19 protein-coding genes are annotated in these 26,465 nt (G+C 67.1%); 11 read left to right on the top strand and 8 right to left on the bottom strand.

Translation table 11 applies throughout. From position 1 onward, the window contains the following. Positions 1-960 precede the first annotated feature (960 nt). On the bottom strand, positions 961-1,383 hold the full coding sequence (locus ACX80I_RS08375; RefSeq protein WP_459344656.1) for a GNAT family N-acetyltransferase: 423 nt from the start codon (positions 1,381-1,383) through the stop codon (positions 961-963). A gap of 2,282 nt (positions 1,384-3,665) precedes the next feature. On the opposite strand from ACX80I_RS08375, the gene ACX80I_RS08370 reads away from it, so the two are divergent. From ACX80I_RS08370 to ACX80I_RS08325, 10 genes are all read left to right on the top strand, one after another. Next, positions 3,666-4,112 (top strand): tRNA-dihydrouridine synthase, encoded by a 447-nt coding sequence (locus ACX80I_RS08370; RefSeq protein ID WP_459344655.1) that lies wholly within the window; start codon positions 3,666-3,668, stop codon positions 4,110-4,112. A gap of 1 nt (position 4,113) precedes the next feature. Next, entirely contained in the window at positions 4,114-5,289 is a 1,176-nt protein-coding gene (locus tag ACX80I_RS08365) for a glutathionylspermidine synthase family protein (RefSeq protein WP_459344654.1), read from the top strand. A gap of 6 nt (positions 5,290-5,295) precedes the next feature. Further along, on the top strand, positions 5,296-6,777 hold the full coding sequence (locus tag ACX80I_RS08360) for an APC family permease (protein WP_459344653.1): 1,482 nt from the start codon (positions 5,296-5,298) through the stop codon (positions 6,775-6,777). Between the two features lie 853 nt (positions 6,778-7,630). Next, positions 7,631-8,770, top strand: a complete 1,140-nt coding sequence (locus ACX80I_RS08355) for a hypothetical protein (RefSeq protein ID WP_459344652.1) — start codon at positions 7,631-7,633, stop codon at positions 8,768-8,770. Between the two features lie 204 nt (positions 8,771-8,974). Further along, positions 8,975-11,776: a S8 family serine peptidase gene (locus ACX80I_RS08350; protein WP_459344651.1), complete on the top strand. Its 2,802-nt coding sequence runs from the start codon at positions 8,975-8,977 to the stop codon at positions 11,774-11,776. A 144-nt stretch (positions 11,777-11,920) separates the two neighbouring features. Beyond that, positions 11,921-12,526: a helix-turn-helix domain-containing protein gene (locus ACX80I_RS08345; protein ID WP_459344650.1), complete on the top strand. Its 606-nt coding sequence runs from the start codon at positions 11,921-11,923 to the stop codon at positions 12,524-12,526. Then, a complete protein-coding gene (locus ACX80I_RS08340; RefSeq protein ID WP_459344649.1) occupies positions 12,519-13,262 on the top strand; it encodes a B3/B4 domain-containing protein in 744 nt (247 codons plus the stop codon). Before ACX80I_RS08345 ends, ACX80I_RS08340 begins: the two co-directional genes overlap by 8 nt. Then, entirely contained in the window at positions 13,249-14,148 is a 900-nt protein-coding gene (locus ACX80I_RS08335) for an EamA family transporter (RefSeq protein ID WP_459344648.1), read from the top strand. Before ACX80I_RS08340 ends, ACX80I_RS08335 begins: the two co-directional genes overlap by 14 nt. A 27-nt stretch (positions 14,149-14,175) precedes the next feature. Then, positions 14,176-15,072: a dihydrodipicolinate synthase family protein gene (locus ACX80I_RS08330; protein WP_459344647.1), complete on the top strand. Its 897-nt coding sequence runs from the start codon at positions 14,176-14,178 to the stop codon at positions 15,070-15,072. After that, complete coding sequence (locus tag ACX80I_RS08325; protein WP_459344646.1) at positions 15,050-16,282, top strand: MFS transporter; 1,233 nt, start codon at positions 15,050-15,052, stop codon at positions 16,280-16,282. Before ACX80I_RS08330 ends, ACX80I_RS08325 begins: the two co-directional genes overlap by 23 nt. Before the next feature lie 31 nt (positions 16,283-16,313). Here the strand turns inward: ACX80I_RS08325 and ACX80I_RS08320 are convergent, their stop codons facing one another. From ACX80I_RS08320 to ACX80I_RS08290, 7 genes are all read right to left on the bottom strand, one after another. Next, positions 16,314-16,565, bottom strand: a complete 252-nt coding sequence (locus ACX80I_RS08320; RefSeq protein ID WP_459344645.1) for a DUF8691 family protein — start codon at positions 16,563-16,565, stop codon at positions 16,314-16,316. Then, entirely contained in the window at positions 16,562-17,248 is a 687-nt protein-coding gene (locus ACX80I_RS08315; RefSeq protein WP_459344644.1) for a hypothetical protein, read from the bottom strand. The genes ACX80I_RS08320 and ACX80I_RS08315 overlap by 4 nt, the downstream gene beginning before the upstream one ends. Before the next feature lie 119 nt (positions 17,249-17,367). Beyond that, positions 17,368-20,064, bottom strand: coding sequence for a winged helix-turn-helix domain-containing protein (locus ACX80I_RS08310; RefSeq protein ID WP_459344643.1), 2,697 nt, complete (start codon positions 20,062-20,064; stop codon positions 17,368-17,370). Positions 20,065-20,190: 126 nt separating this feature from the next. Next, the gene (locus tag ACX80I_RS08305; RefSeq protein ID WP_459344642.1) at positions 20,191-21,669 is read right to left on the bottom strand and encodes an MFS transporter; all 1,479 of its coding nucleotides are present in this window, start codon (positions 21,667-21,669) and stop codon (positions 20,191-20,193) included. 68 nt (positions 21,670-21,737) lie between these two features. Next, complete coding sequence (locus ACX80I_RS08300; RefSeq protein WP_459344641.1) at positions 21,738-22,589, bottom strand: HNH endonuclease; 852 nt, start codon at positions 22,587-22,589, stop codon at positions 21,738-21,740. Between the two features lie 105 nt (positions 22,590-22,694). After that, entirely contained in the window at positions 22,695-24,356 is a 1,662-nt protein-coding gene (locus ACX80I_RS08295) for an LGFP repeat-containing protein (RefSeq protein ID WP_459344640.1), read from the bottom strand. Positions 24,357-24,787: 431 nt separating this feature from the next. Next, positions 24,788-25,141, bottom strand: a complete 354-nt coding sequence (locus tag ACX80I_RS08290; protein ID WP_459344639.1) for a hypothetical protein — start codon at positions 25,139-25,141, stop codon at positions 24,788-24,790. A gap of 176 nt (positions 25,142-25,317) precedes the next feature. Here ACX80I_RS08290 and ACX80I_RS08285 point away from each other — a divergent pair, with 176 nt between their 5' ends. Further along, entirely contained in the window at positions 25,318-26,457 is a 1,140-nt protein-coding gene (locus tag ACX80I_RS08285) for an App1 family protein phosphatidate phosphatase (RefSeq protein ID WP_459344638.1), read from the top strand. The last annotated feature ends 8 nt before the right edge of the window (positions 26,458-26,465 follow it).

The raw sequence follows: 26,465 nt of genomic DNA, 5'->3' as shown, positions 1-26,465 counted from the left end.
GCGATTCTCTGTGTCGCTGTCCCTTTCGGCTTCGTCGTGATTGGTCGTGCCACGGGGTGCAGACCAGACCTTCTGAAACTCGGCGCCATACTCCTAGCAATTGCGGGCATCCCCATGCTGGTAGCCGACGGGATCTATCTGCTCTCATTTAGATCGGTGGAAGGATCCTACGGAGATATAGGCGGCTTCGGCCTGATGTTGCTAGGTTTTGCCGCTCTCCTCATTACCTCGCTCGCCTGCGCCATCGGACTACCCATAGCGCGGCCGGCCGTCCTCACCCGGCCACAGGCAAGCAGCGAGCCTCACACCTGACGTGGAGAACCGTAACCCTCGCTCAGGGATCGGTCACCGCGCGCTGGTTAAGTAGGCAGTTCAGCGAGATCAAGGTCCTGAGAGATGGTCCTGGGTCCGGATATGACCGCTACTCTGCCGTCGTCCATGACGCAGATGGTAAGCGGGCTCGGTATGGACATCGGCTAGGGGCTTCAACGCAGGCGTTGAGAAAGCATAGTTTCTCTATCGATCCAGTGATTGGCCCTTCTTGTGGAGTCCGTGGGCTTACACTCAACGAAAAAATAGCTGCTTGTTATTGGGGGAACCATGGAATCGACAGCTAAGAAGTGCATCAGGTGGGGTGTCGTGCTGGTTGTTGCCGGAGGCTTCGTACTCGTGCTGCTTCCACTGTTGATCGGCCTGCTCGCTGAGGCAGCGGGCCCGACAGCAGCGATCGGAGTAGGAGCCGTAGACGTCGTTCTCACACTCGTGCGCTGGGCGATGATTCCCATGGGGACTACGCTGATCGGCGCTGCAATCATCATCCGGGCCATTGCCCCATCACTCGAGCGTTCTCGAGACACCCATACTTCTAACGCCTGAATTAGTCTGAAGGCGTCGCACTCTGGTGTGCAGTAGGTTTCTTGGGAGCGTCCCCCTTCGAGATCCTCGGTATCACTTAGCTTGTCAATCGAACCTCACGAAAGCTCGGATGGATCCTCCAGCGAATTCGTCTGTCTGCGTGTAGCCGAGAGCTTCGTAAAATGCCTTTTGCCTTGGCTCGTCATCAGTGATGAGGACCTTCTGCCGCACGTGCGGGTACTGTTCGAGGGCTCGCTCAGCAAGAGCACGTCCTAAGCCCCTCCTGTGGTGTGAGGGCCGGACGAGGATGTCCTGGAGATAGCAGATGGAAGCACCGTCGGAGATCACGCGCGCCAGTCCGACAAGCATCCGACCGTCGCGGGCAGCCACGAGTGTCGACGATCCTTCGAGTGCTTTCTGGAGCGTGTCCGGATCCTTGGTGTAGGCAAGCCATTCCACCGCGTTGTAGAGCCCGAGAACGTCGCTCAGCGCTAGGTCCTGAGCCCTCACAACCTCGATCGTGGTCATGATCCATCGAAACACAGCGCAAGCTCTCCTCCGTACTCGAGGTCTCGCATGTGCGTGCTGAAGGATCCCTCCGAGGGCGGTGAGGGCGGTAGCCGGGCTGGCCTCCACCCCCACCCGCTCCAAGCTTGAGCGACACAGGCCAAGACCCGGTAGCCCGCGATATTCTGCGACTGACATCCGCGCTGGTTGTCTTCAGCGGATTAGCGGCCACAGGAAAATCCTCGTCCCAGGCAGATGTTCCCTCACTGTTCGCACTGTCGCCGGAGCAGGCACACCTCCGGATCATTGACATGATGCCCGAATGGAGCCGATCCGAGCTGACAGCCGCCCTCTCAAGGGTGCTGGTGGTAATCGTTCATCATCATCGTGAGGCGGTGGACGCCTGGTCCAGAGAGATCTCTCGGCCAACAATCACTATGCGTGCCTGGATGCCGATTGCGGCGGACTCACCGCGCCCTAGGGAGTCCCTCCGAACCAGAGTCACAAGGTGGCTTGTCGGTGACCGGGGTGTTAGCTGGCCTGTGCAGTAGACCGGGGACCAGACGAAGGGAGAAGGGCCAAGCTTTCCTCCCGATCTCTCCGCGGACAGAATCGAGACGGCTTCTGTCATGTCCGGTGCGCTCCTTGCGCCGACTGTCAGCGAGTGATCAAGTCTGCTGCAATGATGACGAAGCCGCCAACGAGGAACACTACCGACACGGCTACCCACGCCGTGGCCAAACCAGTCGCGATCTCGGGCTGCCTACCCTCACCGATATTGAACGAGGATAGTAGGGCTTGCGCTTGCCCGCGGCCGATAGCTTTCCTCCCACGGTATGCAGCTGCGGCGAGCAGGATCATGATGAAACCAATACCCACGTGCGCCTCACACCACCTTCACTGGAATACTCATCGGTCGAAGCTACCAAGTCATACCAAACCCTCTCAGGCATCGAGGCGAGGCTTACTTCAATGGGAGCCGTCCGTCCAAGGACCCGCGGCGGATGCTTCGTGCTAGTTCTTTGTCCGCCGATCCTTGACCTTATCGAAGCGGTCGACGACTAGTGCCCCAACTATGACCAGAACGATCACGGCTACGCCGATCCCCGTAATCAGAAGCGCAAGGTTGACCGGCATCGCATCCGTGTTAATCCGAGTGGGGTACATGAACTGATCCAAGCCCGAAATACCCGCAGACACAACAACAAAAATTCCTCGGAGCCAGGGGCATGGGGCGCGGCGCGGTGGATCGTTGCTGCCACCCTTCCTTCTACGATGCCGCGGCTTTTACTGTTCGGTTTCGAACTATCCGCCCCCAAGCGACCCCCGCGGATGCTCCTGCGAGAAAACCTCCGAACCAGGCGTATCCGGCCGTACCGAGTGCGAACCACACGGCGATAAACGACACGAGCACGACAGGACTCATCCACCGCCGAGACACACCAAAACGCACCAACACGGCCCCCGCCAGCAATCCGGCAATCAGGACCGCAATCTCCAGCGGTACCTGCTCCGTCGGCACAAACACCATCACTGCAATTGAGGCCAACAACACCGGCCCGCTGAAGATCAACGCGCCCTTCCAAGGACGCCGAGGACTGCTTCTCATGAATTACCAGCTTCCAAAACTTGCTCCGTCAGTAACCAGGTCCGTTCCGAAAAATAGGTCCCCAAATTCGGCGGCGCCACCTGCATAAGCGTATCTACGGCGTGCCGGCGATCTGGGTCGCCGCGATCGTCTTGTTCTACTGGCTGAGGGGAAAGGCCGGCGACAACTCGGAGCCAGAAGGCAATGGAGCGCTGGAACCCCGTCGTCATCGGGGCGCGCATCGGCTTCTGCGCTGGGCCTGCTCTGGAAGGGTGCTCGAGCCGCCGTGCGGTAGGGCGGGGAGGCTTCCTCTAGTCACCGCACACATGGTGCTTACGCCCGGGCGACCGGGCATCCGAAGCTCGGGGAAAGCGCACCTCGAAGGACGGACAGGGGAGCGGGTCGGCACCCGTTCACCTGGTCCTAGGCGGATGGCGGCCCCTTGCGGGTCCCGGGCTCGACCCCCGGCGATGGACTAAGGGCCCGGAAAGGGCCTCCCGGAACTAGCCGACGGGTGAGAGGGGATCAGCTGAGAGTGTGAGGCACACTACCGGTCCTCGGACCGGGCGGGTTCGAATCCCGACGGGCTGCCTCCTTCAACATAGGAGGTGGAAGGCTCATCGATCAGCTTGCCGCCTTTTCTTTGCACGGGGAGACTTCACGATGTACCCGCACACATCCTGACCGAGCATCCGACCTACCATCGAGAGTGACCATGAACAGTACCCAGAGCCCGACCGTGGGCACAACGAACCGCATCCGGCGTTCGGGTTCGCTCGCCCTTGGCGTCACCGCGCTGCTTGCCAGCGCCCTCCTCACAGGCTGCACTCCGGAGGGGGACGTCATTGACGAGGACTATGCCCAGGTGTGTCAGGACAGGACCACGCAGGAGCGCGTCGAGGACAGCAAGTGCAGTGAGGCGGGCCGTTCCAGCGGGGCTTTCGGCTGGTACTTCCTGCCCATGATCATCAACAACTCCGGCCGCAGCACTGTCATTCCGCGCGTTGGGTCCCGGGTCTCGGGCGGCATCACCAATATCCCCTCGGGGGCGACCGCCAGAAGCGGGTTCTCCAGCGAAGGCCAGTCCGTTACACGCGGCGGCTTCGGCAACAGTGCGAAGTCCGGCGGCAGCGGCGGACGCTCCGGAAGCATGGGAGGCTGACGTGAAGCGCTTGCTGTCTACCCCGCGCCCGGACTGGAAGGAAAAGATCGCCAGCCAGGGCCTGCTCTACTCGACGACGATCATGCCCGACGGCTCGGAGATCGACTACTGGCACGAGGGCGCCTACTACCAGTTCGACCTTGCAGAGGTCGAGATGCTGGAGAAGGTCACCGAGGAGCTGCACGGCATGTGCATCGAAGCGGCCCGCTACCTTGCCACCGGCGCCATGGGCAACATCGGCATCAGCGCCGAAGCGATGCGGCTTGCTGCCGGTTCTCTGGCCCGCAGTGAGCCTGCCGTCTACGGCCGCTTCGACTTCTCCTACGACGGCGTGAACCCGCCGAAGATGCTCGAGTACAACGCCGACACCCCGACCGGTCTCATCGAGGCGTCCATAGCCCAGTGGTTCTGGTTGCAGGACGTCAAGCCCGAGAACGACCAGTGGAACGGCATCCACGAAGCCCTCGTCGCCGCATGGGACAAGCAGCGCTTTGGAATCGAGGGCCCGAGGCTGCATGTTGCGCACATCGAGACCGAAGAGTCAGGCGAGGACTGGATGACCGCCGCCTACATGCGCGACGTCGCCTCGCAGGCCGGTTGGGAGACCGTCGGCATCAACATGAGCGACATCGGTTGGGACGCCCGTCAGCACCGATTCGTGGACCTCGACAACAAAGCGATCAGCACCATCTTCAAGCTCTACCCGTGGGAGATGATGATGAAGGAGGAGTTCGGTCAGAAGATCCTTGACTGGCCCGTGATGACCCGCTGGGTCGAGCCGGCCTGGAAGATGTTCCTGTCCAACAAGGCCCTCCTGGCCGCCCTCTGGCACCTCTACCCGGACCATCCCAACCTGTTACCGTCCTACCTCGACGGACCGAACGGTATGGAGGAGTGGGTTGCCAAGCCCCTGCATGGCCGCGAGGGCGACAACATCCGCATCCACGCCAAGGGCGTCGAGATCGAGCAGCCCGGCGACTACGGAGCCGAAGGCTGGTGCTATCAGGCGTGGAGCCCGCTGCCCGACTTCGACGGTAACCGGCCGGTCCTCGGTGCATGGGTGGTTGACGGCGAGTCCGTCGGCGTCGGCATCCGGGAATCCGACAGCTACGTCACCGACTACTTCTGCCGGTTCGTGCCCAACATCATCGACGCGCCCGCGCCGAGCAACGGTTAGGCGACCATGACCATCTCACCCACGGGATCCACGGTGCAGGGCAAGGGACTGTCCGCCGGGGACCTCGGCCTCGTCGGCAGTGTCTCCGTCGGCCTGTCCTCCACGGCGCCTGTCTACTCGCTGGCCGCGACGCTCGGCTTCATCGTCCTGGCCGTCGGCGTACAGGCCCCTGCGGCGCTCATCGTCGCCTTCGTACCCATGCTGCTCATCGCCTACGCCTACCGCGAGCTCAACAGGGACACCCCTGACTGCGGGACGACATTCACCTGGGCGTCACGCGCGTTCGGGAAGTTCGCCGGCTGGATGGGCGGCTGGGCAGTGGCCCTTTCCGGCATCGTGGTGCTGGCCAACCTGGCTCAGGTCGCCGGGCAGTACCTCTGGCGCCTGGTAGATCCTGAGCTGGGCGACAACGTGCCGCTCGTAACCGCGACTGGCGTGGCCTTCATCGCCTCCTTGACGTGGACGAACTACCGCGGCGTGGACATCTCCGAGAAGATGCAGCGCACCCTGATCGCCCTGCAGTACGCCGCTCTGGCGCTCTTCACCGGGTTCGCTGTGTACCGCATCTCCGCAGGGGAGGCCTTCGACTTCACCGCAGTCAGCCTCGCCTGGTTCAACCCGTTCGCCGTCGAGTCCCTGTCCGCCTTCACCTACGCCATCCTGCTGGCCCTGTTCATCTACTGGGGCTGGGACACCTGTCTGGCGCTGAACGAGGAGACATCCAACCCGCGGAGTACACCCGGGCGCGCTGCGCTCATCTCATCGGTCATTCTGCTCGCCACCTACGTCGGTGTCAGCGTCGTCGTCATGATGTTTGCCGGCACCGGAAGTGAGGGTCTCGGGCTCGGCAACGAGGACAATGCCGCTGACGTGTTCTACTCCGTCAGCGAGGCCGTCATGGGTGACTGGGCGTGGGTCGCCGTGCTCGCCGTTCTAATCTCCGCGGCCTCATCCACGCAGACGACGATTCTCCCGACGGCGCGCGGAACCCTGTCCATGGCAGCCCACCGGGCATTACCGGAGCGATTCGCGACCGTCCACGCGAAGTACCTGACGCCCACGTTCTCCACCGTGCTGATGGGAGTGGTGGCTTCGGCCTACTACGTGGTCATGACACTGGTCAGCGAGGACTTTCTGGCCGACTCGATCGCGTCCCTGGGCCTGTTCATCGCCTTCTACTACGGGCTGACCGGCTTCGCCTGCGCCCGGTACTTCCGCCGCACCCTGCGCTCGAGCACCCGCAACCTGATGTTCCGAGGCGTGCTGCCGCTGCTCGGAGCGCTGATGATGACGGCCGCGTTCATCCTCTCTGCTGTCGACATGCTCGATCCTGAGTACGGGAGCACAGTGTTCGCCGGTGTTGGCGGCACATTCGTCATCGGTGTCGGGGCGATGCTGCTCGGCGTCGCACTCATGGTCCTCTGGTACGCCAAGGCCGGACGCCGAAAGGCAGCCGACGAAGCCATTGCCGAGTACACCGCCGCCTAGTCAACATCATCGTCGCGACCGCCGGTTTGCCCTAACCGCCAAGGGCAGGAATAACCGGCCGCTTCGCTCCTCGTCTCGGAGCCGCGAACCAGTGCACCGAGGTCCCGCCAGTGCTGTTCGGGGAGCTTCCCGTCTCGCGCAACGGTCTGACGCGGGCCCCCGAGGTCGACGGCGCGACGGGGCGGACGTGGACCGCAACGGCTGCGACACGCGCAGTGATGTACTCAAAGAGACCTGACCGAGGTTGCTCTCACGAACGCCACACGAGGAGGCTCCCGCAGCGCCCGGTGACGAGGTCTCCTATGCCAGCTGCGTCGAGGTGACGGCAGCCGCACCGATGCACGCCGGGAACCCCGACTTCAAGGACTCGCCCGACCCCGACGGGCACGGCGTAGGATGCACGTCATGACGACGGGGGAGAAGTCAGGCAGGCTCAGGTGATCGAGGTCCTCGGGCTGGTCGCGCGCGTTGCTTTCGAAGTTCTGCTCGAGGTTATGTGGTTCTGGGAGCCTCCCAGACGCAGAAGGTACGACGCTTACGTCCGGTCACTGCCCCCGGGTGAGCAGCCCCTGGCCCGCAAGCAGTGGAAGGCTGCTGACCGCGCGGGCAGCCTCGGACCAGGAAACAGCGGACCATGAGCCGCCTGTCGGACCTGCTCCACGATGCGAACACTGACAATCTGTCAGCCCGCCGGCTCCAGGCAAGCGAGACCGTCCTGCGCACCATCAGGATCTTGCTCGACGAGTAGGGGCGACGACACTGTGCGTGACCGCGGCCACGGGCAGTGCCGGGCCCCTACGCGCACAGCCAGCCGGACTGCTGTTACTCTGGCGCCACCGGACCAAGGAGCACAGTGCCACCGACCATCGACCCGCAGGACCTGACACCGAAGCAGATCGAGTTGATCAACGAAGGCCGGAAGCTCGAGGGCATCGATCTCACCATGTTCGGCTACTTCGGAGGTCCCGAGCTGCAGGGCGCGTGCATCGGCCGGATGCAGCTCGACGAGGACGGCCAGCTCCCGGCGTCCAACTACGACTCGCCCGAGGATCGGCTGGAAGCCCTGGTGATCGCGCAGCTCCTGCGCGGCGCCCTGCGCCAGGCGATTCCGATCGTGCTCGACGGGCTCTTCGACGACGTCTTCGCGATGCGTACGATCGAGGCTGCCGGTGGGGATCTGCAGGAGTACATCTCCTCGGCCGGAGCGAAGGTGGTCGACATGCTGCCGCCGGCATACCGGCACCACTACACCGCGGCATTCCTGCAGCGCTTCGCCGTCGTCGCGGCCGAGGTCGCTTCCGAGTTCGAACTGGGCTGGCACAGTGCCCGCACCTTTGCGCACGAGCTCGCCGTGTACTGCATCGCGAAGAAAGGTGTCCGGAACGCCGACACCGAGTACGGCGCGAACCTCGGAGCGGTCAACCTGGACCGGGCGACGGTCGGCCTTCTCGAGGACCGCACGGTGCTCGAACAGGCATACCACCCTGTCCCGGACGGCGAGGAGCCCGAAGCGCCGGCCTGGTTCGTGCCCTACGATCCGGCGTCCCGCGTCAACGCCTACCTCTATCCGCAGGGCATGCCCACCACCGAACAGGTCGACCTGCTCGAGCACCAGGTCACGAGCGAGGTGCCGGAGAAGTACCCCGGCACTGCACGCCAGCGGGCGCTTCGTACCGGCGACCTGGTCGACATCAGCCCGTACGCCTCCCGCCAGTACTTCCTGTGCCCCGTCGCCGTCGAGAAGGAGGTTCTGGAAGTCCTCGGGTTCACGGACCTGCCGGACGAGGCCGAGTGGGAGGACCTGCTGCTGCACATCGCCTGGCACGGCGCCGCCGAGCACCCGACCTGGAAGAGCTACGACTACATCGCTCCGGGTTTCGACGGCGAGCACGCGTACGTCGCCCTGGTCGCCGGCACCGACGAGATGCGCAGCCCGGTCCTGACGATCCAGTACCTCGGTGAGATCGGCGACGAGACGGACTCCGAGGAGTGACCGCGCGCTAGCGCTGGTGTCGCCGGCAGCCCCACTCGGAGCGGCCCGGTCACCGATACGCAAGGGCCTGCCGCTGACCTGCGGAAACACTGCGGATTCATGCCGGTAGGACCGTGTCGTCTCCCGGATAGGCTTCGGCGGGGGACAGCATTCGGGCTTCCCCGCCGCTGCCCACCACCGGTGGGATGACCACCGAGGACGCGCATGTTCACCCGCCCCCGCCGTATCACCCGAGGAGCGGCAGCGGCCACCATTGCCGCCCTGCTCGCCGGTCCGCTCTTGGCAATCCCGGCGTCCGCAACGGAAGCACCACCGGAGCCGATCGCCAACCCGGAGGTCCGTGGCACCGCGGTGCAGCAGCCGGTCGACCGCTTCATCGTGAAGTTCAAGGACCAGGCGCCGGCGAGATCCAAGTCCCGCGGCAACGCCTACGGGGTGAAGGTCAAGGAGCTCGGCATCACCGTCAAGGAGCTCAAGGTCATGGGCACCGGGGCGACCGTTGTGGAGACGAGCCGCGAACTCGAAACCGGTGAGGCCGAAGAGTTCGTCGCGTCCCTCGAAGCCAACACCGCCGTCGAGTACGCCGAGCCCGACCACATCCTGCACGCCACCTCGCTCTCGCCGGACGACGAGTTCTACCACTACCAGTGGCCGATCTTCGGGGAGAACGGTATCGACGCCAAGGCTGCGTGGGACACCACGACCGGCGAGGGCATCACGGTCGCCGTCGTCGATACCGGCATCACCCGCCACGCAGACCTCGATGCCAACGTGCTCCCCGGCTACGACATGATCGGTGATCCGGCGGAGGGTCGCGACGGCGACGGGCGGGATCCGGACGCGACCGATGAAGGCGATTACGGTGATTCCTCCGAGTGCGGTACAGCGCCATCATCCTGGCATGGCACCCATGTCGCGGGAACCATTGCGGCCGCCGCCAACAACGAAGGTGTGGTCGGCATCGCACCAGGGGCGAAGATCCTCCCCGTAAGGGCCCTCGCCGCATGCGGTGGCTGGATGTCCGACATCATGGACGGGGTGACCTGGGCCTCCGGAGGAGCCGTGCCGGGCGTTCCGGCAAACCCGAACCCAGCCAGGGTCATCAACCTCAGTGTCGGCGGCAGCGGCGGGTGCACCACCAGTTGGCAGAGCGCCATCAACGGCGCTGTCGGCCGCGGGTCGGTCGTCGTCGTGGCCGCTGGCAACGACAGTCAGGACGCCAGCTCCAGCAATCCGGCAAACTGTGCGAACGTCATCTCGGTTGCAGCCTCCGGCCGCGACGGAGGACTGGCGCCCTACTCGAACTACGGGGACATCGTCGACGTCGTCGCCCCCGGCGGCAACATGGACACCGATCCGCTCGGCGGCATCCTGTCCACGATCAACATGGGTTCCAGCGGTCCGGTCGAGGACTACAGCGGCCAGGCCTACGCCTTCTACCAGGGCACCTCGATGGCAGCGCCGCACGTCGCTGCTACCGCCGCCCTCATGCTCGCACTCAACGGCACCCTGAGCCCGGCGAGCGTTGAGAACATCCTCAAGGGCACGACCAGGCCGTTGCAGAGAGAGTGCGAGTGGGGCTGTGGCACGGGCCTGATCAACGCGCGAGCAGCTGTTGCGGCAGCACTTGAGGGTGGGTTGCCGACGCCGCCCGAGCCTGGCACGGTCATCGTCCCCGGACGGGTGCTCATCACCGGGAACGCGCGCGTCGGCCAGACACTCACCGCTGATCCGGGAGTATGGTCGCCGGCACCGGAGGCGTTCACCTACCAGTGGCTGCGCAACGGAGAGCCCATCACGGTCCACGGCACCGGCAGGGACCATGTGCTCGAAGCGGCCGATTACGACAAGCACCTCAGCGTCGTGGTCACGGGCACCAGGACCGGCTCCGCGTCCGTCTCGGCCACCTCCCCACAGACCGGCCTGATCGCCCCGGGGGAGCTCACCGGCTCCACGCCGGCCATCAGGGGAACGGCGGCCTTCGGCCAGACCCTCACCGCCGATGCAGGGACATGGACCACGGGCACCTTGCTCGAGTACCGCTGGTTCCGCGACGGCGTCCTCCTGACCGGCAAGACCGGGTCGACCTACGTGATCGCTCTGGAGGACGTCGGGCATCCGATCTCCGTTCAGGTCCTCGGCAGCCAGGCCGGCTACGGCACCCTCCAGAAGGAGTCCGCTCCAACGGCGGCCGTCACCACCGCATCTCTCACGGCCCCCGTGCCGACGGTCTCCGGCACGTCCAAGGTGGGCTACACCCTGACCGCCAACACCGGCACCTGGACCACGGGGACGACGCTGAAGTACCAGTGGTACCGCACCGGCGTCCCCATCACCGGGGCAACCGGCGCTACTCTCGCGTTGATCGCTGCCGACCTCGGCCAGACGATCAACGTCGGAGTCACCGGCTCGAAGACGGGCTACACCAGCATCACGCAATCCTCGGCACGCACGGCCGCGGTCGCCGCCGGCACTCTGTCAGCCACAAAGCCCACCGTCACCGGCACTACCAAGGTCGGATATACCCTTACGGCGAACACGGGCACCTGGACCTCGGGGGCGACCTTCACGTACCAGTGGTTCCGCACCGGCGTCCCCATCTCCGGAGCCACCGGAAAGACGTACGCGCTCACCGCGGCCGACCTCGGCAAGAACATCAGCGTCGGGGTGACCGGCTCCAAGGCCGGCTACACCAACGCGACCGTGTACTCGGTGCGGACGGCGGCCGTTGTAGCCGGCACCCTGACCGCCCCGAAGCCGACCGTCTCGGGCACGACCCGGATCACCTACACGCTGACGGCCAACACGGGCACCTGGACCGCCGGGACGACGCTGCGGTACCAGTGGTACCGCACCGGGGTTGCGATCACGGGTGCGACCGCGAAGACCTACAAGCTCACGAGCGCGGACCTCGGCAAGACCATGAGCGTCGGCGTGACCGGCTCCAAGGCCGGCTACGCCAACGCGACGGTGTACTCGGTACGGACCGCGGCCGTCACCCGGTAGGAACATCGAGCATGAAGGCGGGTCCGGGATCAACCTGGGCCCGCCTTCTTCGTCCGGTCGGCTCGCCGGTTCACGATAAGGGCCGACGCCGCCTGTCCGAGCGAGGCATTGAATACTGCACTTTTAGTGCAGTATGATGCACTCATGGATAAAAGCACATCGGCCCTGGCCACGGCGATCGGTGACCGGGTGAAGGAGCAGCGGCAGTCGAGGCGTTGGACCCTCGACCAGCTGGCGGAAGCGGCGGGGGTGAGCCGGCGGATGGTCGTCAATGTCGAGCAGGGAGCGGTGAACCCGAGCGTGGGTACGCTGCTGAGAATCGGGGACGCGCTAGGGGTCGGGCTGCCGGCATTGGTGGAGTCACCACGTCCCAGGCCCGTGGCGGTCACCCGCACCGGTGAGGGTGCGGTTCTCTGGAGGTCGGAAACCGGTGGCCGGGGTGTACTGGTGGCCGGATCGGAAGTACCGGATGTGGCGGAGCTCTGGGACTGGACACTGGGTCCAGGGGATCGGCACGGAAGCGAGGCCCACTCGGAGGGCACGAAGGAACTGCTGCAGGTCCGGCAGGGGTCCGTCACCGTGGAGGTGGGGGACGAGTCGTTCGTCCTCGAAGAGGGCGACGCCGTGTCGTTCCCCGGCGACGTCGCCCATGCCTACGCCAACGGAGGCGAGGAACCGGCAAGGTTCTCCCTGGCGGTCTTCGAGCCCGGAGCAGGGGCAGGACATGGAGAGGAGGTAATCGGTGCGTGAGACAGGGATGCTCCAGGAGTTCCTGGACGGTGCTCGGGTGGACTCTTCGGTGTTCTCGCTCCGGCCCGACTACCGCGCCGTCCTGCTGGCGGTGGACGGGCTGCTGCCGGGTCCCAGCGACGAGTCCAGTGACCTGCTGCTGCAGGCAGCGGAAACCTCGGCGCGGGAAGCGCTGGAGGAACTGCCGGTGGAAAACCTCCCTCAGGTGGCCGCATGGCGTGAGGCCTACAAGTCGTTCGGGGCGAAGCCGCAGCGCACGCGCAACAGCCTGGAGTCGCTGCTGCGCCGCGCAGGGTCCGGGCTGCCCCGGGTGAACCGACTGACCGACATCTACAACGCGGTGTCGGTCCTGCACCAGGTTCCACTGGGCGGCGAGGACCTGGCCGGCTACACCGGTCCGCCCCGACTCATCCGTGCCACGGGCGTCGAGCCCTTCGACACCGTCGCCGGCGGCGAGGAGGTGGTCGAGCACCCGGACCCTGGAGAGGTCATCTGGTGTGATGAGGCGGGCGTGACCTGCCGTCGCTGGAACTGGCGTCAAGGCCGCCGTACCCAGCTCACCGACGGCACAACCACGGCACTGTTCATCCTCGACGCCCTGGCGCCCCTGACCGATGATGCCCTCACTGCAGCTGCCGACGACCTGACCGGCCACCTGATGGATCTCGGACCCGACGTCACCGTCGTCGGCCGCCTCATCGCCGAGGACGGGGAGCACCGGCATGAGCGGTCCTAGGGCGGGTGCCGGGGTGCCGCCGTGGGGGCTCGCCGTAGCAGCGATCCTTTCCGTGCAGCTGGGATCGGCCCTCTCCGTGGACCTCATCCGGGAGATAGGTGCCGGAGGTACCGCATGGCTTCGGCTGAGCATGGGCGCCGTGATCTTCCTGATCATCGCCAGACCACCCCTGTCGCGCGTGCGGCGGAGCGATGTCCCGGTGCTGCTGGGACTGGGGATCACCACCGGGCTCGTGACGGTCGGGTTCCTCGCGGCGATCGAACACATCCCGCTCGGCACGGCGGTCGCCATCGAATTCCTCGGCCCGCTGACCGTCGCCGCCCTGCAGAGCCGTTCCCTGCGTGCGTTGATCTGGCCCGGTCTCGCTCTGTGCGGCGTTCTCCTCCTCACCGAGCCCTGGCACGGCGCGGTCAACCTGACCGGCATCCTGTTCGCCGGACTGGCCGCCGTCGGGTGGGGCATCTACATCACGCTCACCCAGCGTATCGGCGACCGCTTCACCGGCATCTCCGCGCTGTCCCTGACGATCCCGGTCGCGGCCCTCACCGCGGCAGTCATCGGTATCCCGCAAGCGGTGGGGCACCTCAGCCCCGGTATCCTCGCCGCGGCAGCCGGCCTGGCCATCCTCCTGCCCGTGCTGCCCTTCGCCCTCGAGATGCTGGCGCTGCGCCGGATGACAGCGACCGCTTTCGGGACCCTCATGGCACTGGAACCTGCCATGGGCCTGGTGCTCGGGATGATCGTGCTCCACCAGCAACCCTCTGCCATTCAGTTCCTCGGGATCCTCCTCGTCGTCCTGGCCGGCGCCGCAGCACAACGCGGCGGCCGACGGCGAAGTCCCGCCGAGCACTTACCCGGCGGGTCGACGCTGGACCCCATTCCCTGACGCCTCACCCATCATCGGAGCCGCTCCATGTTCACCGGCCTCAGCGCCTTCCCCCTCACCCCACTCGTCGACGACGAGGTCGACGAGACAGCCTTCGTGCGCCTGGTCGAACGTCTCGCGACAGCCGGCGTCGATTCCATCACGGCGCTCGGATCCACAGGCTCCTACGCGTACCTCACTACCGAGGAGAGAAGCCGCGTCGCCCAACTGGCCGTGGAACACGCCGCCGGCACCCCTGTGGTCATCGGCATCGGAGCATTACGGACCTCGCAGGTCCTCGCCAACGCTGCCAACGCGGAGAAGGCCGGGGCAACGGGCCTGCTCCTGGCGCCGATGACGTATCAGCCCCTCACCGAGGACGACGTCTTCGCGCTGTTCCGGACCGTCACAGCGCACTCCTCACTGCCCGTCATCGTGTACGACAACCCGGGCACCACCCACTTCACCTTCACCCCCGAGCTGTACGGGCGCATCGCCGAACTGCCCGGAATAGCCTCCATCAAGATCCCCGGCGTCCCCACCGAACGGGCGGAGGCTCGAACCCGGGTCGGGGAGATCCGGGCCGTCATCCCCGACCACGTGACCATTGGTGTCTCCGGCGACGCCCGCGCGGCCGCCGGACTGGCCGCCGGCTGCGATGCCTGGTACTCGGTCATCGGAGGGACGCTGCCGGTCCTCGCCCTGGGGATCACCCGGGCGGCCCGGGAAGGGCGGTTCTCCGATGCCATCGCCGAGTCGGAACGGCTCGCCCCGTTGTGGAACCTGTTCTCCGAGTTCGGTGGGAGCATCCGCGTTGTGGCCGCCATCGCCGAACACCTGGGGCTGGCGACCACATCCAGCCTGCCGCTGCCCCTTCAGGGCCTGACCGAGGCACAACGTCATCGTATCGCCGCGGTGATCGATGAACTCGGCCTCGACCGGTAACCCTGACGCCCGGGTGCCGGTGCGGATGAATCGTCGTCGCGGGGCGCTGGGCCGCTACGTCTTCGCTGCGACACTGGTCCGGAGTGCCGACGGCGGTGCCGTCGTCGCCATCGTCCTCCTCGCTCATGCCTCCGGGCTACCCGGGTGGCTGGCGGGAGTGCTGGGAGCATCCATCACCGCCCCCCACCTCCTCGGGCCCTTCATCGCCCGCCGGCTGGACACCGCCCGCGACGGACGCCGGGTCATCGCGTTCGCCGCCGTCCTCCACGGGCTGCTCCTTGCCGGCGCGGCACTGCTCATCCCCGTCACCTGGGCGCTTTGGCCGGCCGTTCTCCTGTTCGTCTCCGGGGTCTTCGGGCCGATGCTCACCGGCGGGATCAGCAGCCGCCTGTCCTCCATCGCCGGACCGGGGAAGCGCGACCAGCGCAGGGCACAGAGCTGGGACGTGGCGAGTTACGGAATCAGCGGCACCCTCGGTCCCGCGGCGGTGGCCTGGATCGCTGCTACCTCCGACGCGCTGACGGCACCCTTGGTCCTCGCCGGAGCGGCGGTCCTCGGTGCCGGAGCGGTCCTCGTGCTTCCCCGCCAGGAACCACCCGATTCGGCGGTAGCGGTGCCGTCGCCGGGCCGGACACTCCGGCACATGGGGAGAGACGGTCCTCTGCGGCGCACGCTGGGCCTCACCGTCACGGTCGCTTTCTCGGTTGCCGCATTACCGATCTACGCGGTCGCCATCGCTCCCGCCCTGGGCGGCGCTTCGACGGCCGGACTCCTGGTCGCCGCGTACGGGGTGGGTAATCTCCTCGGGTCAGCAGGACTGATGGTCCGGCCGCTACGCGGCGACGCGGACCGGCTCATGAGCTCCCTGGCCGTCCTCGTGGCATCAGCCTTGATCCTGGTACTTCTCGCCCCCTTCCTCGAGGCTTCCCTGGCGGCGTTCTGCCTGGCCGGAGTGGCCAACGCGCTGTTCTTCGCGGCAACATTGGCCGCCCGCAGCGAGTACGCACCCATCCGGTCCCGCGGGCAGATCTTCATCTGGGTGGGTGCCCTCAAGATCGCCGCTGGGTCAGCGGGAACCGCCGTCGCCGGTGCAACGACATCCCCCGCAGCCTGGGCGCCACTCGTCCTCGCGGCAGCACTCACCGCACTGGCGACGACCGCCAGCGTCATCGACAGACGCCGGCTGCCGTTCCGTCGTGAACAGGGGTAGTACCTGTCCACCTGCCGATCGGGGCCTGCGGTCATGGTGCGTCCTCGTCGGCAGGTGGTGCGGACAGGGTACGGTCGACGTCGTCGTGCAGGATGGCGATCGAGAGCAGGACCACTCCCAGATCGCCTACCCGCCGAAGCACCCCGTGGAGGGCGGCCTGATCGACGACGGCCCCGGTGAGCACGGTGGAACCCCCCGCACCCTGCGTGAGCGTGAAGCCCTCGAACCAGGAACCCCAACCCGCGTCGAGCTGCGCTGCCAGGCGGATCTCGTAGCGGTTCATCGCACCAGGTGGCCGACGCCTTCGTCGTCCGCTCCCGCGCGCGACACCGATCCGTTCCGCTGCTCGGACCAGAGGGAGTAGCCGAGCCAGATCAGGGCGAGGCCCATGGGGACGGCAGCCATGCGCTCGAGCGCGTGGGGCAGGAACGCGCCTGCGATCGGCGTGGCCGCCGCGGCGGCGATCAGCAGGATGCCCGCTCCGCGCAACAGTACCCGGGCGCGGATGACGGCGGTACCGAAGAGCAGCGCACCAACCACATAGAGCAGGGCCCCGACGTTGGGGAGTGCGGCCAGCGGGCCCAGATCTGTCACGGCCTCGTACCGACCGAACAGCCCGACGATATCCACGGAGACCTGGGGCGCGTCGGCGACGAACAGGGGCGCGATGAACGCTTCGACGAAGGTGAACGAGGACTGCAGGATGAAGAAGAAGCCGAACATCAGGTACCCGATGAGCCCGAGGACCCCGAAGCGCCGTACCTGCCGCAGATAGATGGCTGTGATTCCGACGACGGCGAGCACCGCCTCGGCGAAACTCAGGATGTGGACGACCGCCCAGCGTTGCGTGGACAGCGAAGCGACCACGTCGGCGGGGTGGATGAATTGGATGACGATGTAGGCGAGTCCCGCCAGGACGGCGGCGATCGCGCCTCCGCGGGTAAGGGTGGACGGCGTGATGCTCATGGTGCGCTCCTCGTATTCCGTGGCCGGGCGATCCGGCCACACCCGAAAGCTACGCAGCGATGTGGTGACGCGGCATCACCACATCCATGGATCGTGGGGTGATACCGCCGCAGGCGTCGCTAGATCAGGTCCAGCGATTCGGCCCGGTGGACGGCGGAGGCCCGGCTGGTGACATCGAGTTTTCGATAGATGTGTTTCGTGTGGGTCCGCATCGTGTTGAGCGAGACGTAGAGTTCCCGGGCGATCTCCGGGCCCGACAGCCCTGTGGCGAGGAGCCTCAGCACGTGGAGTTCACGGTCGCTCAGCGCCTCGGCGGGGTGCTCCGGGGCCAGGGCGGGGTCCGTATCGCGGAGTGCCTGGCTGAGCCGACGAACGTACCCGGGGCTGATGCCGGCGCCGGCCGCGGCGCGCAGGAGGGCCAGCATCGGTGCGCCCTCGTCGACGAAGAGCCGGAAGCCGCCCTCGGGTTCGGCCTGAACGAGGGCGCGTTCGAGGGGTCCGAGTGCGAGTGCTGTCTCGCCCTGCGCGTGGAAGGCGAGAGCCTGCAGCACGAGGATCTCGCTCAGGGTTCCCAGGCGCCCACCGCGTTCCGCCGAAGCCGCCAGCCGGCCGAGCAGGTCCTGCGCGTCGTCGAGTGAACTGCCCGGGGGAGTGACGGCGTGCTCCGCAATCAGCAGCCGGGCGAGGGTGACGTGTCCGAACTCGCGAAGATAATCCGGCGCGTCCGTGGACGCCAGCCCCTGCTCGTCCACCCAGGCCCGTGCCTCGGGAAGGCGCCCCAGTGTGATGAGGACGCGGGCGCGGAGCCCGCCGATCGGGCGGACGTCGGGGAAGAATCCACGGCGGTAATGCTCTTCCGCGCGCGCCAGCGACTCGAGAGCGGGATCCGGTTCACCGTCGGCTTCCTGCACTCTCGCCATCGCCACGAACCACCGGTAGCGATGCTCGTGCGAGAGGGCGGTGTCGCCCAGGTCCGTGCTGGCCGCCAGGTGACTCCTCGCGGTTGCGAGGTCGTTGCGCTCGCGGTACATCTCGCTGATGCCCGCGTGGAGGTCCGCTGTCGGCTGACCGCCGTTGCAGTGCTCGATGGACTGCTGCAGCGCGGTCTCGTAGAGCGTCTGGGCCTCCCGCAGCCGGCCGAGCGGCAGCAGCATGTCGGCGATGACCATGGTGGTGCTCAGGGCGTCGGTCAGGTTGCCGGCAGCCTGGAGGCTCTTCGCGGAGTTCCCGAAGGCGGTGACGCCGGCCTCGAGGTCGCCGTCGGCCCACAGGACGATGCCCACCATACCGGCCGCGGCGCCCCGCCCCAGGTGGTCCTCGGGTTCCGCTGCGTCCAGCGCGCGCCGGGCATGGAGGGACATCCCGGCTTGGTCTCCCCGCGCCAGGGCGAGGGAGGCACGGTAGAGCGCGATCGTGACGGGCAGGGCCCGGAGTTCCTCGCCGGGCTCCGAATCGTGCCGAGGTGCTGTGCCGTCGCCGTCGCCCGCGAGGAGACGTTCTGCCTCGGTCAGTCGGCGATCGGCGGACGCGAGGTCACCGGCGACGAGCGAGGACCATGCGGAGAACACCCGGAGAACAGGCCTGCGCTTCTGCGCGTTCTCCGGGATCCTCACCAGCCAGCCGAGGAGGGTGGCATCCTGCCGGCTCCTGCGGACGCCGGGGATGGTTGTCTCGATGACCCGCGCGGCCCGCGGGAAGTCGGCGGCCTCGAACGCATGCCGGATTGCCTCGTCAGGCGACCCGTTGGTCTCGTACCACTCACTGGCCAGGGTGTGGAGCTCCGCACTGCGTCCCGGGCCGCGCGCGAGCAGCCGCGAGCGCAGCACGTCGGCGAACAGGTGGTGGTATCGATACCACTGCCGGCTGTCGTCCAGGGGAACGATGAACAGGTTGGCGCGCTCGAGCGACTCCAGCATCTGGAGGCTGTCGGTCCGTCCGGTCACCGCGTCGCACAGCGGACCGCTGAGCCGGTCGAGGATGGCGGTCTGGAGGAGGAACTCGCGCACGGGGAGCGGCGCGTGCCGGAGAACCTCTTCGGTGAGGTAATCGATCACGAAGCGGTTGCTGCCGGTGAAGGCGTCGATGAAGCCGGGGACGTCGGTGCTGTCGCGCAGGGACAGTGCCGCGAGTTGAAGCCCTGCGATCCAGCCCTCCGTGCGCGTCGCGAGCGCTGCGACGTTCTCGTGCGTGAGGGGGAGTCCCATCACCCCGGTGAGGAACGCGGTCGTCTCATCGGGGGTGAAGCGCAGGTCGGCGGCGCGCACCTCGGTCAGGTCGCCGCCGGCCCGTAGCCGCGCCAGGGGCAGGAGCGGATCGGAGCGGCTCGCGATGGCGACGTGCGTGGTGGGCGGCAGGTGGTCGAGCAGGAAGACGACGGCGTCGCGGACGGACGGGTTCTCGATGACCTGGAAGTCATCAAGGAAGAGGATCATCGGCCTGCCGCAGCGGGACAGGTCGTTGATGAGCGCGGTGAGGGCCGCTTCGGCCGACGACCGCACGTCGTGCTCCTCCGGGCCGACGTCGGGGTCGGCGTGGTGGAGTGCCGCAGTCAGGTAGGTGAGGAAACGGACGGGATCGTTGTCACTGTCCTCGAGTGACAACCACGCGACGCGCATCCCCGGCTGCTGCCGCCGCAGCTGTGCGATCCACTCGGCGAAGAGGGCCGTCTTGCCGAACCCGGCGGGCGCAGAGACGAGGGTGAGACGTCGTCCTGCCTGGAGTGCGGCGGTCAGCCGGTCGGCGAGACGGGGGCGGGAGATCGCGTGCGGGCGCGGGGACGGCACGAAGAGCTTCGTCGCCAGGACCTCCATCACCATGGGCTCATCCTAGGATGCGGGGACTGCGCGCCGGAATCGGCCACGCAGGCCGCCGGTCGAGGGCCGCCGGCACGACGACGACCTACCGGAGGTGCGATGCGAGCGGCCGTTCCTCGCCACGCAGGGTCACGGAACGGGAGCCGCTGCGGCCGCCCGCGCGTACGACGCCGAGATGCGGCGGTAGACCGGAGTCCAGAAGGCCACCAGTGCCGCGGCGATGATGATGATCCCCGCGGCCAGGAAGACCAGGGCGATGCCCCGGGAGGTGCCTTCACCGAGCAGCGGGGCCAGGTGGGCGCTGCCCGCCGTCGACCGGGCGTACGGGATGATCCAGAACTGGGCGATCGGCGCGATCAGGAACGCCGTGACCGGCGCTGCCGCGGATTCGAACGCCATGGCGAAACCGAACACGCGCCCCTGCCGGTGCAGGGGAACGACCTGCTGGATGACCGTCTGTTCGGCGGCCTCGACGAACGGCACCAGGACCAGGTAGAGCCAGATGCCGAGGACGTACAGCCATGCCCATTCCCGCACCGTGAACAGCGCACCCACAATGCCTATCAGGACGGCGGCGATGAGCATGGTGCGCAGTGGGTTGGACCCGAGGCCGAATTTGCCGATCAGGGTGCCGCCCACGATGAACCCGGTCGCGCCGAGTGCGAAGTAGGTTCCCCACAGCTCGACGGAGAACATTTCCAGGCCGTAGGGATCCATCAACGCCATGTAGACGCCGCCCACGAAGTTGTTGAAGGTGGAGAACACGATCAATGCGAACAGTCCCGGAATCACCAGGATCGCCGCCACGGAGCCGCGGAGGTCGAAGCCGCCATGCGCGTCCGTCGCAGCCGCGCGCACCTCCTCGGGCATGCGCAGCGTGAGCAGGTGCGCGAACGCCAGCGCCGTCAGCACGAGGGCGACGACGATCGTCCAGCCCATCCCGACCAGCCCGACCGACAGCCCGGAGAGCACCGAGGTGATGACGAACATCAGTCCCTGCACCATGCCCACCAGCCCGTTGGCGTTGGCCCGCCGATCCGGCTCGATGAGGATGGTGACCGTGGTGGACAGGGCGATGTTCCGCAGGTTCTCCACGACCCCGCCGATCAGGATGATCAGGGTGAAGACCCAGAACCATGGCTGCCCCAGATCCATCAGCTTGACGGCGGGTGTCAGCAGGAACAGGACCCCGGACAGCGCGAACATCGCCAGCGTGAAGCCGGCGGCGAAGCGCATCACGGCCAGCTTGCGGTAGCGGTCCACGAAGGTGCCGAAGCTGATGCTGGACAGGGCGATCAGCAGCATGTAGGCCCCACCGATCACCCCGGTGGCGATCACGTTGCGCGTCTGCAGGTATGCCCAGAACGTCAGGGCGAACCACAGGTAACTGGTCGTGATGTTCGCGAGGCCGGTGTTCACCAGGATGCCCAGGAAGGCGCGGGACCGCTCCGCCGGACTCCGCAGGGACGTGTCGATGGCGCCAGCATCGTCCGGGTGCCGGACGGTATCGTCCGCGTCCTGCAAGAAGGGGACGGGCAGATCCTCGGGGAGGCCCGCGCCGCCTGGAACCGCAGCGGCCCTGGGCAGGGCCGGATCCTGCCCGGTCATGCGCCCCAGTGTACTGACAATCCGCGGGTACGGAAACGGCCGCGCCCGGCAGGATCAGGGGCCCAGGATCAGGGGCCCAGGATCCGGGTGGCGGACGCCTCTGCCTCGAGCTGCTCGTCGGTCAGCACGGATCCGCGCAGGAATCCGCTGGTCCGCAGCCGGGTCCTGATCTCCTCCACGGTGAGCGGTTCGGGCCAGCGGCTGTGGGCCACGACGTGGCAGTTCGGGCAGAGGGGGATCAGATCGACGAGCGGATCGACCTCGTACCTGGAGTCCACGAGCTCCAGCGGTGTGATGTGGTGGACCTGGATCAGATCCGCGGCCACGCCGTAACCCTGTTCGAAGTCCATGCCGCACGCATGGCATGCGGAGCCTCGGTGGGCCACCGCCACCCGGCGCAGCTCGGGGTCGCGCTCGAAGCGGTTGACCACCACACGCGTGACCGCCGTCGACGGCAACGCTCCTGGGACGGGATCGAGTGAGCCGGGCTCAGGGGAACCGGCGGCCGCCCAGAGCGAGCGCGCCGCCACCTCGGTCCCGCCGTCGACGGCGAGCACACCGAAGCCCCCGGTCAGGGCGGGGAGCCGCTCGACGAGCGTATCCAGCGGTACCTGGTCGCCGTGGGGGAGCAGGCCGTCGAAGTCGACCTCGATGCAGGATGCCGGCTCGTCGGGAACCGGTGCAGCCGCCGCGTCGGATGGAAGGCCCGCAAGGGTCCCATGCCCGATCAGCCCCCGCATGGCAGGACGCCGGCCGGTGACGGTCAGCCAGACATCCATGCCGGGGTCCAGCGGCGTCCCTGCCGGAACCATCCAGCGCTGCCGGACGACGCCGGTGCTCCGGACGGTACCGACGTCCGAGGCGTACGTGCCGCTCCATTCCGGCCGCTCGGGGTCCCACTCGATGATCAGTGCCGTCATGGCATCGAGTGTCCCACGGCCGGTGCGGGAGGCCGGGTGAAGGACAGCGAACAGCCCCGGCCGCAGCGGCCGGGGCTGTTCGGACCGGCGTTTGCCGGCGAGGGCTCAGTGCGCCCAGAGCCAGGGGGCGGGGTTCCCGTCGTCGAGCAGGACCCTCGGCGCGGTGACGATCCGGTTCGTGTTGGGACCTGTGTAGTTCGTCGGTGTCAGGACGAGTATTTTCTTGCCCTTCCCGATCGGACCGGACGTCGTCGTGTTGATCCATTCATCGTTGATCGCGCCGGTGACCGTCAACGTACCGTCTGCACGAGCGGACATGAAGTTGATGTGGCGGCGGGTCTTCGATCCCCACATGACGGGTTCGTGGTGCACGGTGCCGAAGCTCTCCTCATGGTTGATGCCGATGACGTTGCGGATGGACTGGAGGTTCCAGGTTTCTGCGTTGTTGGACTGCCAGAAGGTCGGCATGCCGTACAGGGAGTCATGCGTGAAGGCGTTCCACAGCTTGCCGCGGTCGTGGCTGTTGTAGCCGATGGGGGAGGACCCGACCTGCGCGCCCTTGACCCTCGACGCGTAGGTGTCGCCGCTCCACCGGAAGCCGTCCACTTCGACGTTCCGCGTGATCGAGTCGCTGCCACGCCACCAGTTCAACCCGAAGGTCTCGCCCGGAGGCGAACCGGCGTTACCGTCGATGCCCGTGATCAGCAGGTCTTCGACGATGGTGCCCGGCCTGGACATGCCGACCATGATGCCGTTGAACAGGTGCCCCTGTGGCGTCCCCTGGAGCCAGAAGTCGGAGAGGATCTGCGGCACCAGTCCCTCGTTCATGCGGAGGACATACAACTGGTTGGTCTGATGGGTCTCCTGCGCGGGGACCGTCGAACCGAAGGTGGAGGTATTCGGCCGGATGCGGAGGATCGTGTCCCGTCCTTCGCCGATGATGCCCTTGACCGTCTTGGGAACACGGATGGCGACGGAGGCGTCGCGGAAGTTCCTGACCTCGAACACTCCGGCAGGCAGCTTGAGGATCTTGCCCGCCAGTGCCGGCTTGGCGAGAACGGTATTGATGTCCTCACCCGGTCCGGCGACGGTGTTCCACAGTACCCAGTCCGCAGGGATGTTCGGTGCCGGTGGTGTCGGGGCGGGTGTCGGGACGGGTGTCGGCGTGGGTGCCGGTGCCGTCGGGACGGGTATCGGGGTGGGTGCCGGGGCGGGTGTCGGGGCGGGTGTCGGGACGGGTGTCGGCGGGGGTGCCGGAGGGGTTGGGACAGGCGTCGGGACGGGCGTGGGCGTGGGTGCCGGAGGGGTCGGGACGGGTGTCGGGGCTGGCGACCAGCTGAGCTGGCCTCTCTGGAAATTCTGCGTGCAGGTTCCGTCCGGAGTGCAGGTTTCATCGGTCGTCGGGTAGCCGAGGCTGCCCGTTTCCCAGCCGGACGCCCGCCAGGCGGCTCCGATGGCGCCGCTGGTGGGGTGGGCTCCGGTGGTGGGGGACCAGTGGATCTGGCCGCCCTGGAAGTTCTGGTAGCAGCCGCCGTTGACGAGCCCGCACGTGAGGTCGCCGACGGGGTAGCCGAGGAGACCTTTCTCCCATCCGGACCTGCCCCACGCGCTGTTGACGGCTCCCTGTGTGGCATGTGCGCCGGTGACCTTCATCCAGTGCACCTGGCCGTACTGGTAGTTCTGGTAGCAACCACCCTCGCTGATCCCACAGACCAGGGTCGAGACCGGGCTGCCGATCGCAGGCGTCCGCGCAGCAGCGGCCTGCATCAACGGCCTCGCGACGGAAGCCACTGTCAGATCGGTCGTCGGCCTGATGGTCGTCGAAGCGAGACCGATGGCACCAGCCCCTGGACTCTGTGCCGCCGGAGCCACCCCGGCCGCCATCGCCGGGAGGGTTCCGCACGCGAGTGCGAGGAGAAGGGCCACGGTGTGCACCAGAAGGGCCGCGGATGGGAGCCCTGCGATCGTCGTCCTCGTTCCGGACGGGCGGCATGGGGCGAGGCCCTGCGGTTCGGGTGCTTGGACGGACTCGGGCGCCCTGGAGAAGGGACTCGTGAGAAAAGGCATGGACGACCTCATGAACGGGATGTGCCCCCAGCGGGCACAGCCAGATCATGGCATTTACCAGGCCGAGGTTCACCAACCTGCGTCTAACCTGCAGGAACGCCACAGGCGAAACTGCGTTTGCGGACCTCTGCTCAGAGGGTCCAGGCCGGCTGGCCGTCCCACAGCCCGTATTCGTCGAAGGTGCCGATGATCTGCCGGATGCCGGGCGCCAGGACGGGGACGTTGTCCTCCACCGTGATCAGGGGGCCGTAGTGCCGCAACTCGGCCATCTCATTGGCGAAATGGAGCGCCCTGGCGTGGTCGGCGGTGAGCGTGGCTCCGCCGGCCGCCACCGCCTCGAGGGCCGATTGGGCCTTGCCGAAGCGGATGGCATGCGCCAGATCGGCCGCGGTGGTGCGGGGGTCGTGTTCCGCGCAGGTATCCCAGTCGTGCAGGACCCTTTCCTCGACGAGGCGCACACCCTTGTATTCCCACCCTAATGCCATGACATCCCCACTGATCGTTCGCCTGATAGAACGTCCAGCGTCCCAGCCGCTCCTGGCCGCTACAAGATCGTCCCCGGCTGAAGTCGGAGTTGTTAGACGCCTGTGACCTGTTCCCCCGTCCTGCGCGACCAGCGGGAGGGCTCGTCCCCGGGGTGCCGCCATGCCAGACTGGGGGCATGTGTCCACGATCTGCGAAGTCGCACACCCCGTCCGCCGGCCCCGGAAGCAGTAATCCCGCGAAGCCCGGGCTCGAAGACCGCCACCTCGCGGTGCGCCTCGACGACGCCTGGCTCAAGTTCCAGACGCGCCTGGCGGTGCGGCGCGGCAGGGTCGTCACCGTCATCCCGTACACCGGGTACGGCACGACGTCGTGGGTGCGGGTCCTGGCACGCGTCGTGCTCGGTGATCCGAGGGATGCGGGGCGGGCTGCACAGGCCGGCCCGCTCAAGCCCCTGAAAGAAGGCATGCGCGGCTGGCGCAACTTCACGAGCGCCCCCGTGGCCCACGCCGTCGTCCATGTCACCATCGGCGACACGGTGCACGACGTCGAGGCCGACCGCGGCGGTGTGGTCGATGCGCGCATCCCCGTGACGCTCGACGCCGGCTGGCACACCATCACCGTGCAGTCGGGCAATTCCCGCGTGGTGGAGGCCCCGGTGCGGATCGTCGCGGACACGACGGATTTCGGCGTCGTCTCCGACATCGACGACACGGTGATGGTGACGGCCCTGCCACGCCCCTTCCTCGCCGCATGGAACACCTTCGTGCTCGACGAGCACGCGCGGACACCGACCCCCGGAATGGCCGTGCTGTACGAACGTATCGTGCGGACGCTTCCGTCGGCGCCGGTGCTCTACCTGTCCACGGGCGCCTGGAATGTCGCGCCGACACTCTCCCGCTTCCTTTCCCGCAACCTGTATCCGGCAGGGCCCAAGCTGCTGACCGACTGGGGGCCGACGCGCGACCGGTGGTTCCGCAGCGGCCAGGAACACAAGCGGACGTCGCTCGAGCGGCTGGCCGAGGAGTTCCCCGGCGTCAAATGGCTTCTGGTGGGTGACGACGGCCAGCACGACGAGGCGATCTACTCCGAGTTCGCGCAGCGCCACCCGCAGAACGTCCGCGCCATCGCGATCCGCCAGCTGTCCGTCGGCGAAGCGGTGCTCGCGGGCGGACGCTCCAAGACCGGCGTCCAGCCCACACCGGGCATCCCGTGGATCTACGCGCCTGACGGCGCCGGGATGTCCGAGAAGCTCGAGGAGCTCGGCATCATCCACAGCAAGGTACGCTCGGCCGATGTACCGGAGGAAACGGACTGACCGATCCT

The organism is Arthrobacter rhamnosi (assembly GCF_054510855.1).
This window is presented reverse-complemented; position numbering and strand designations above follow the sequence as displayed.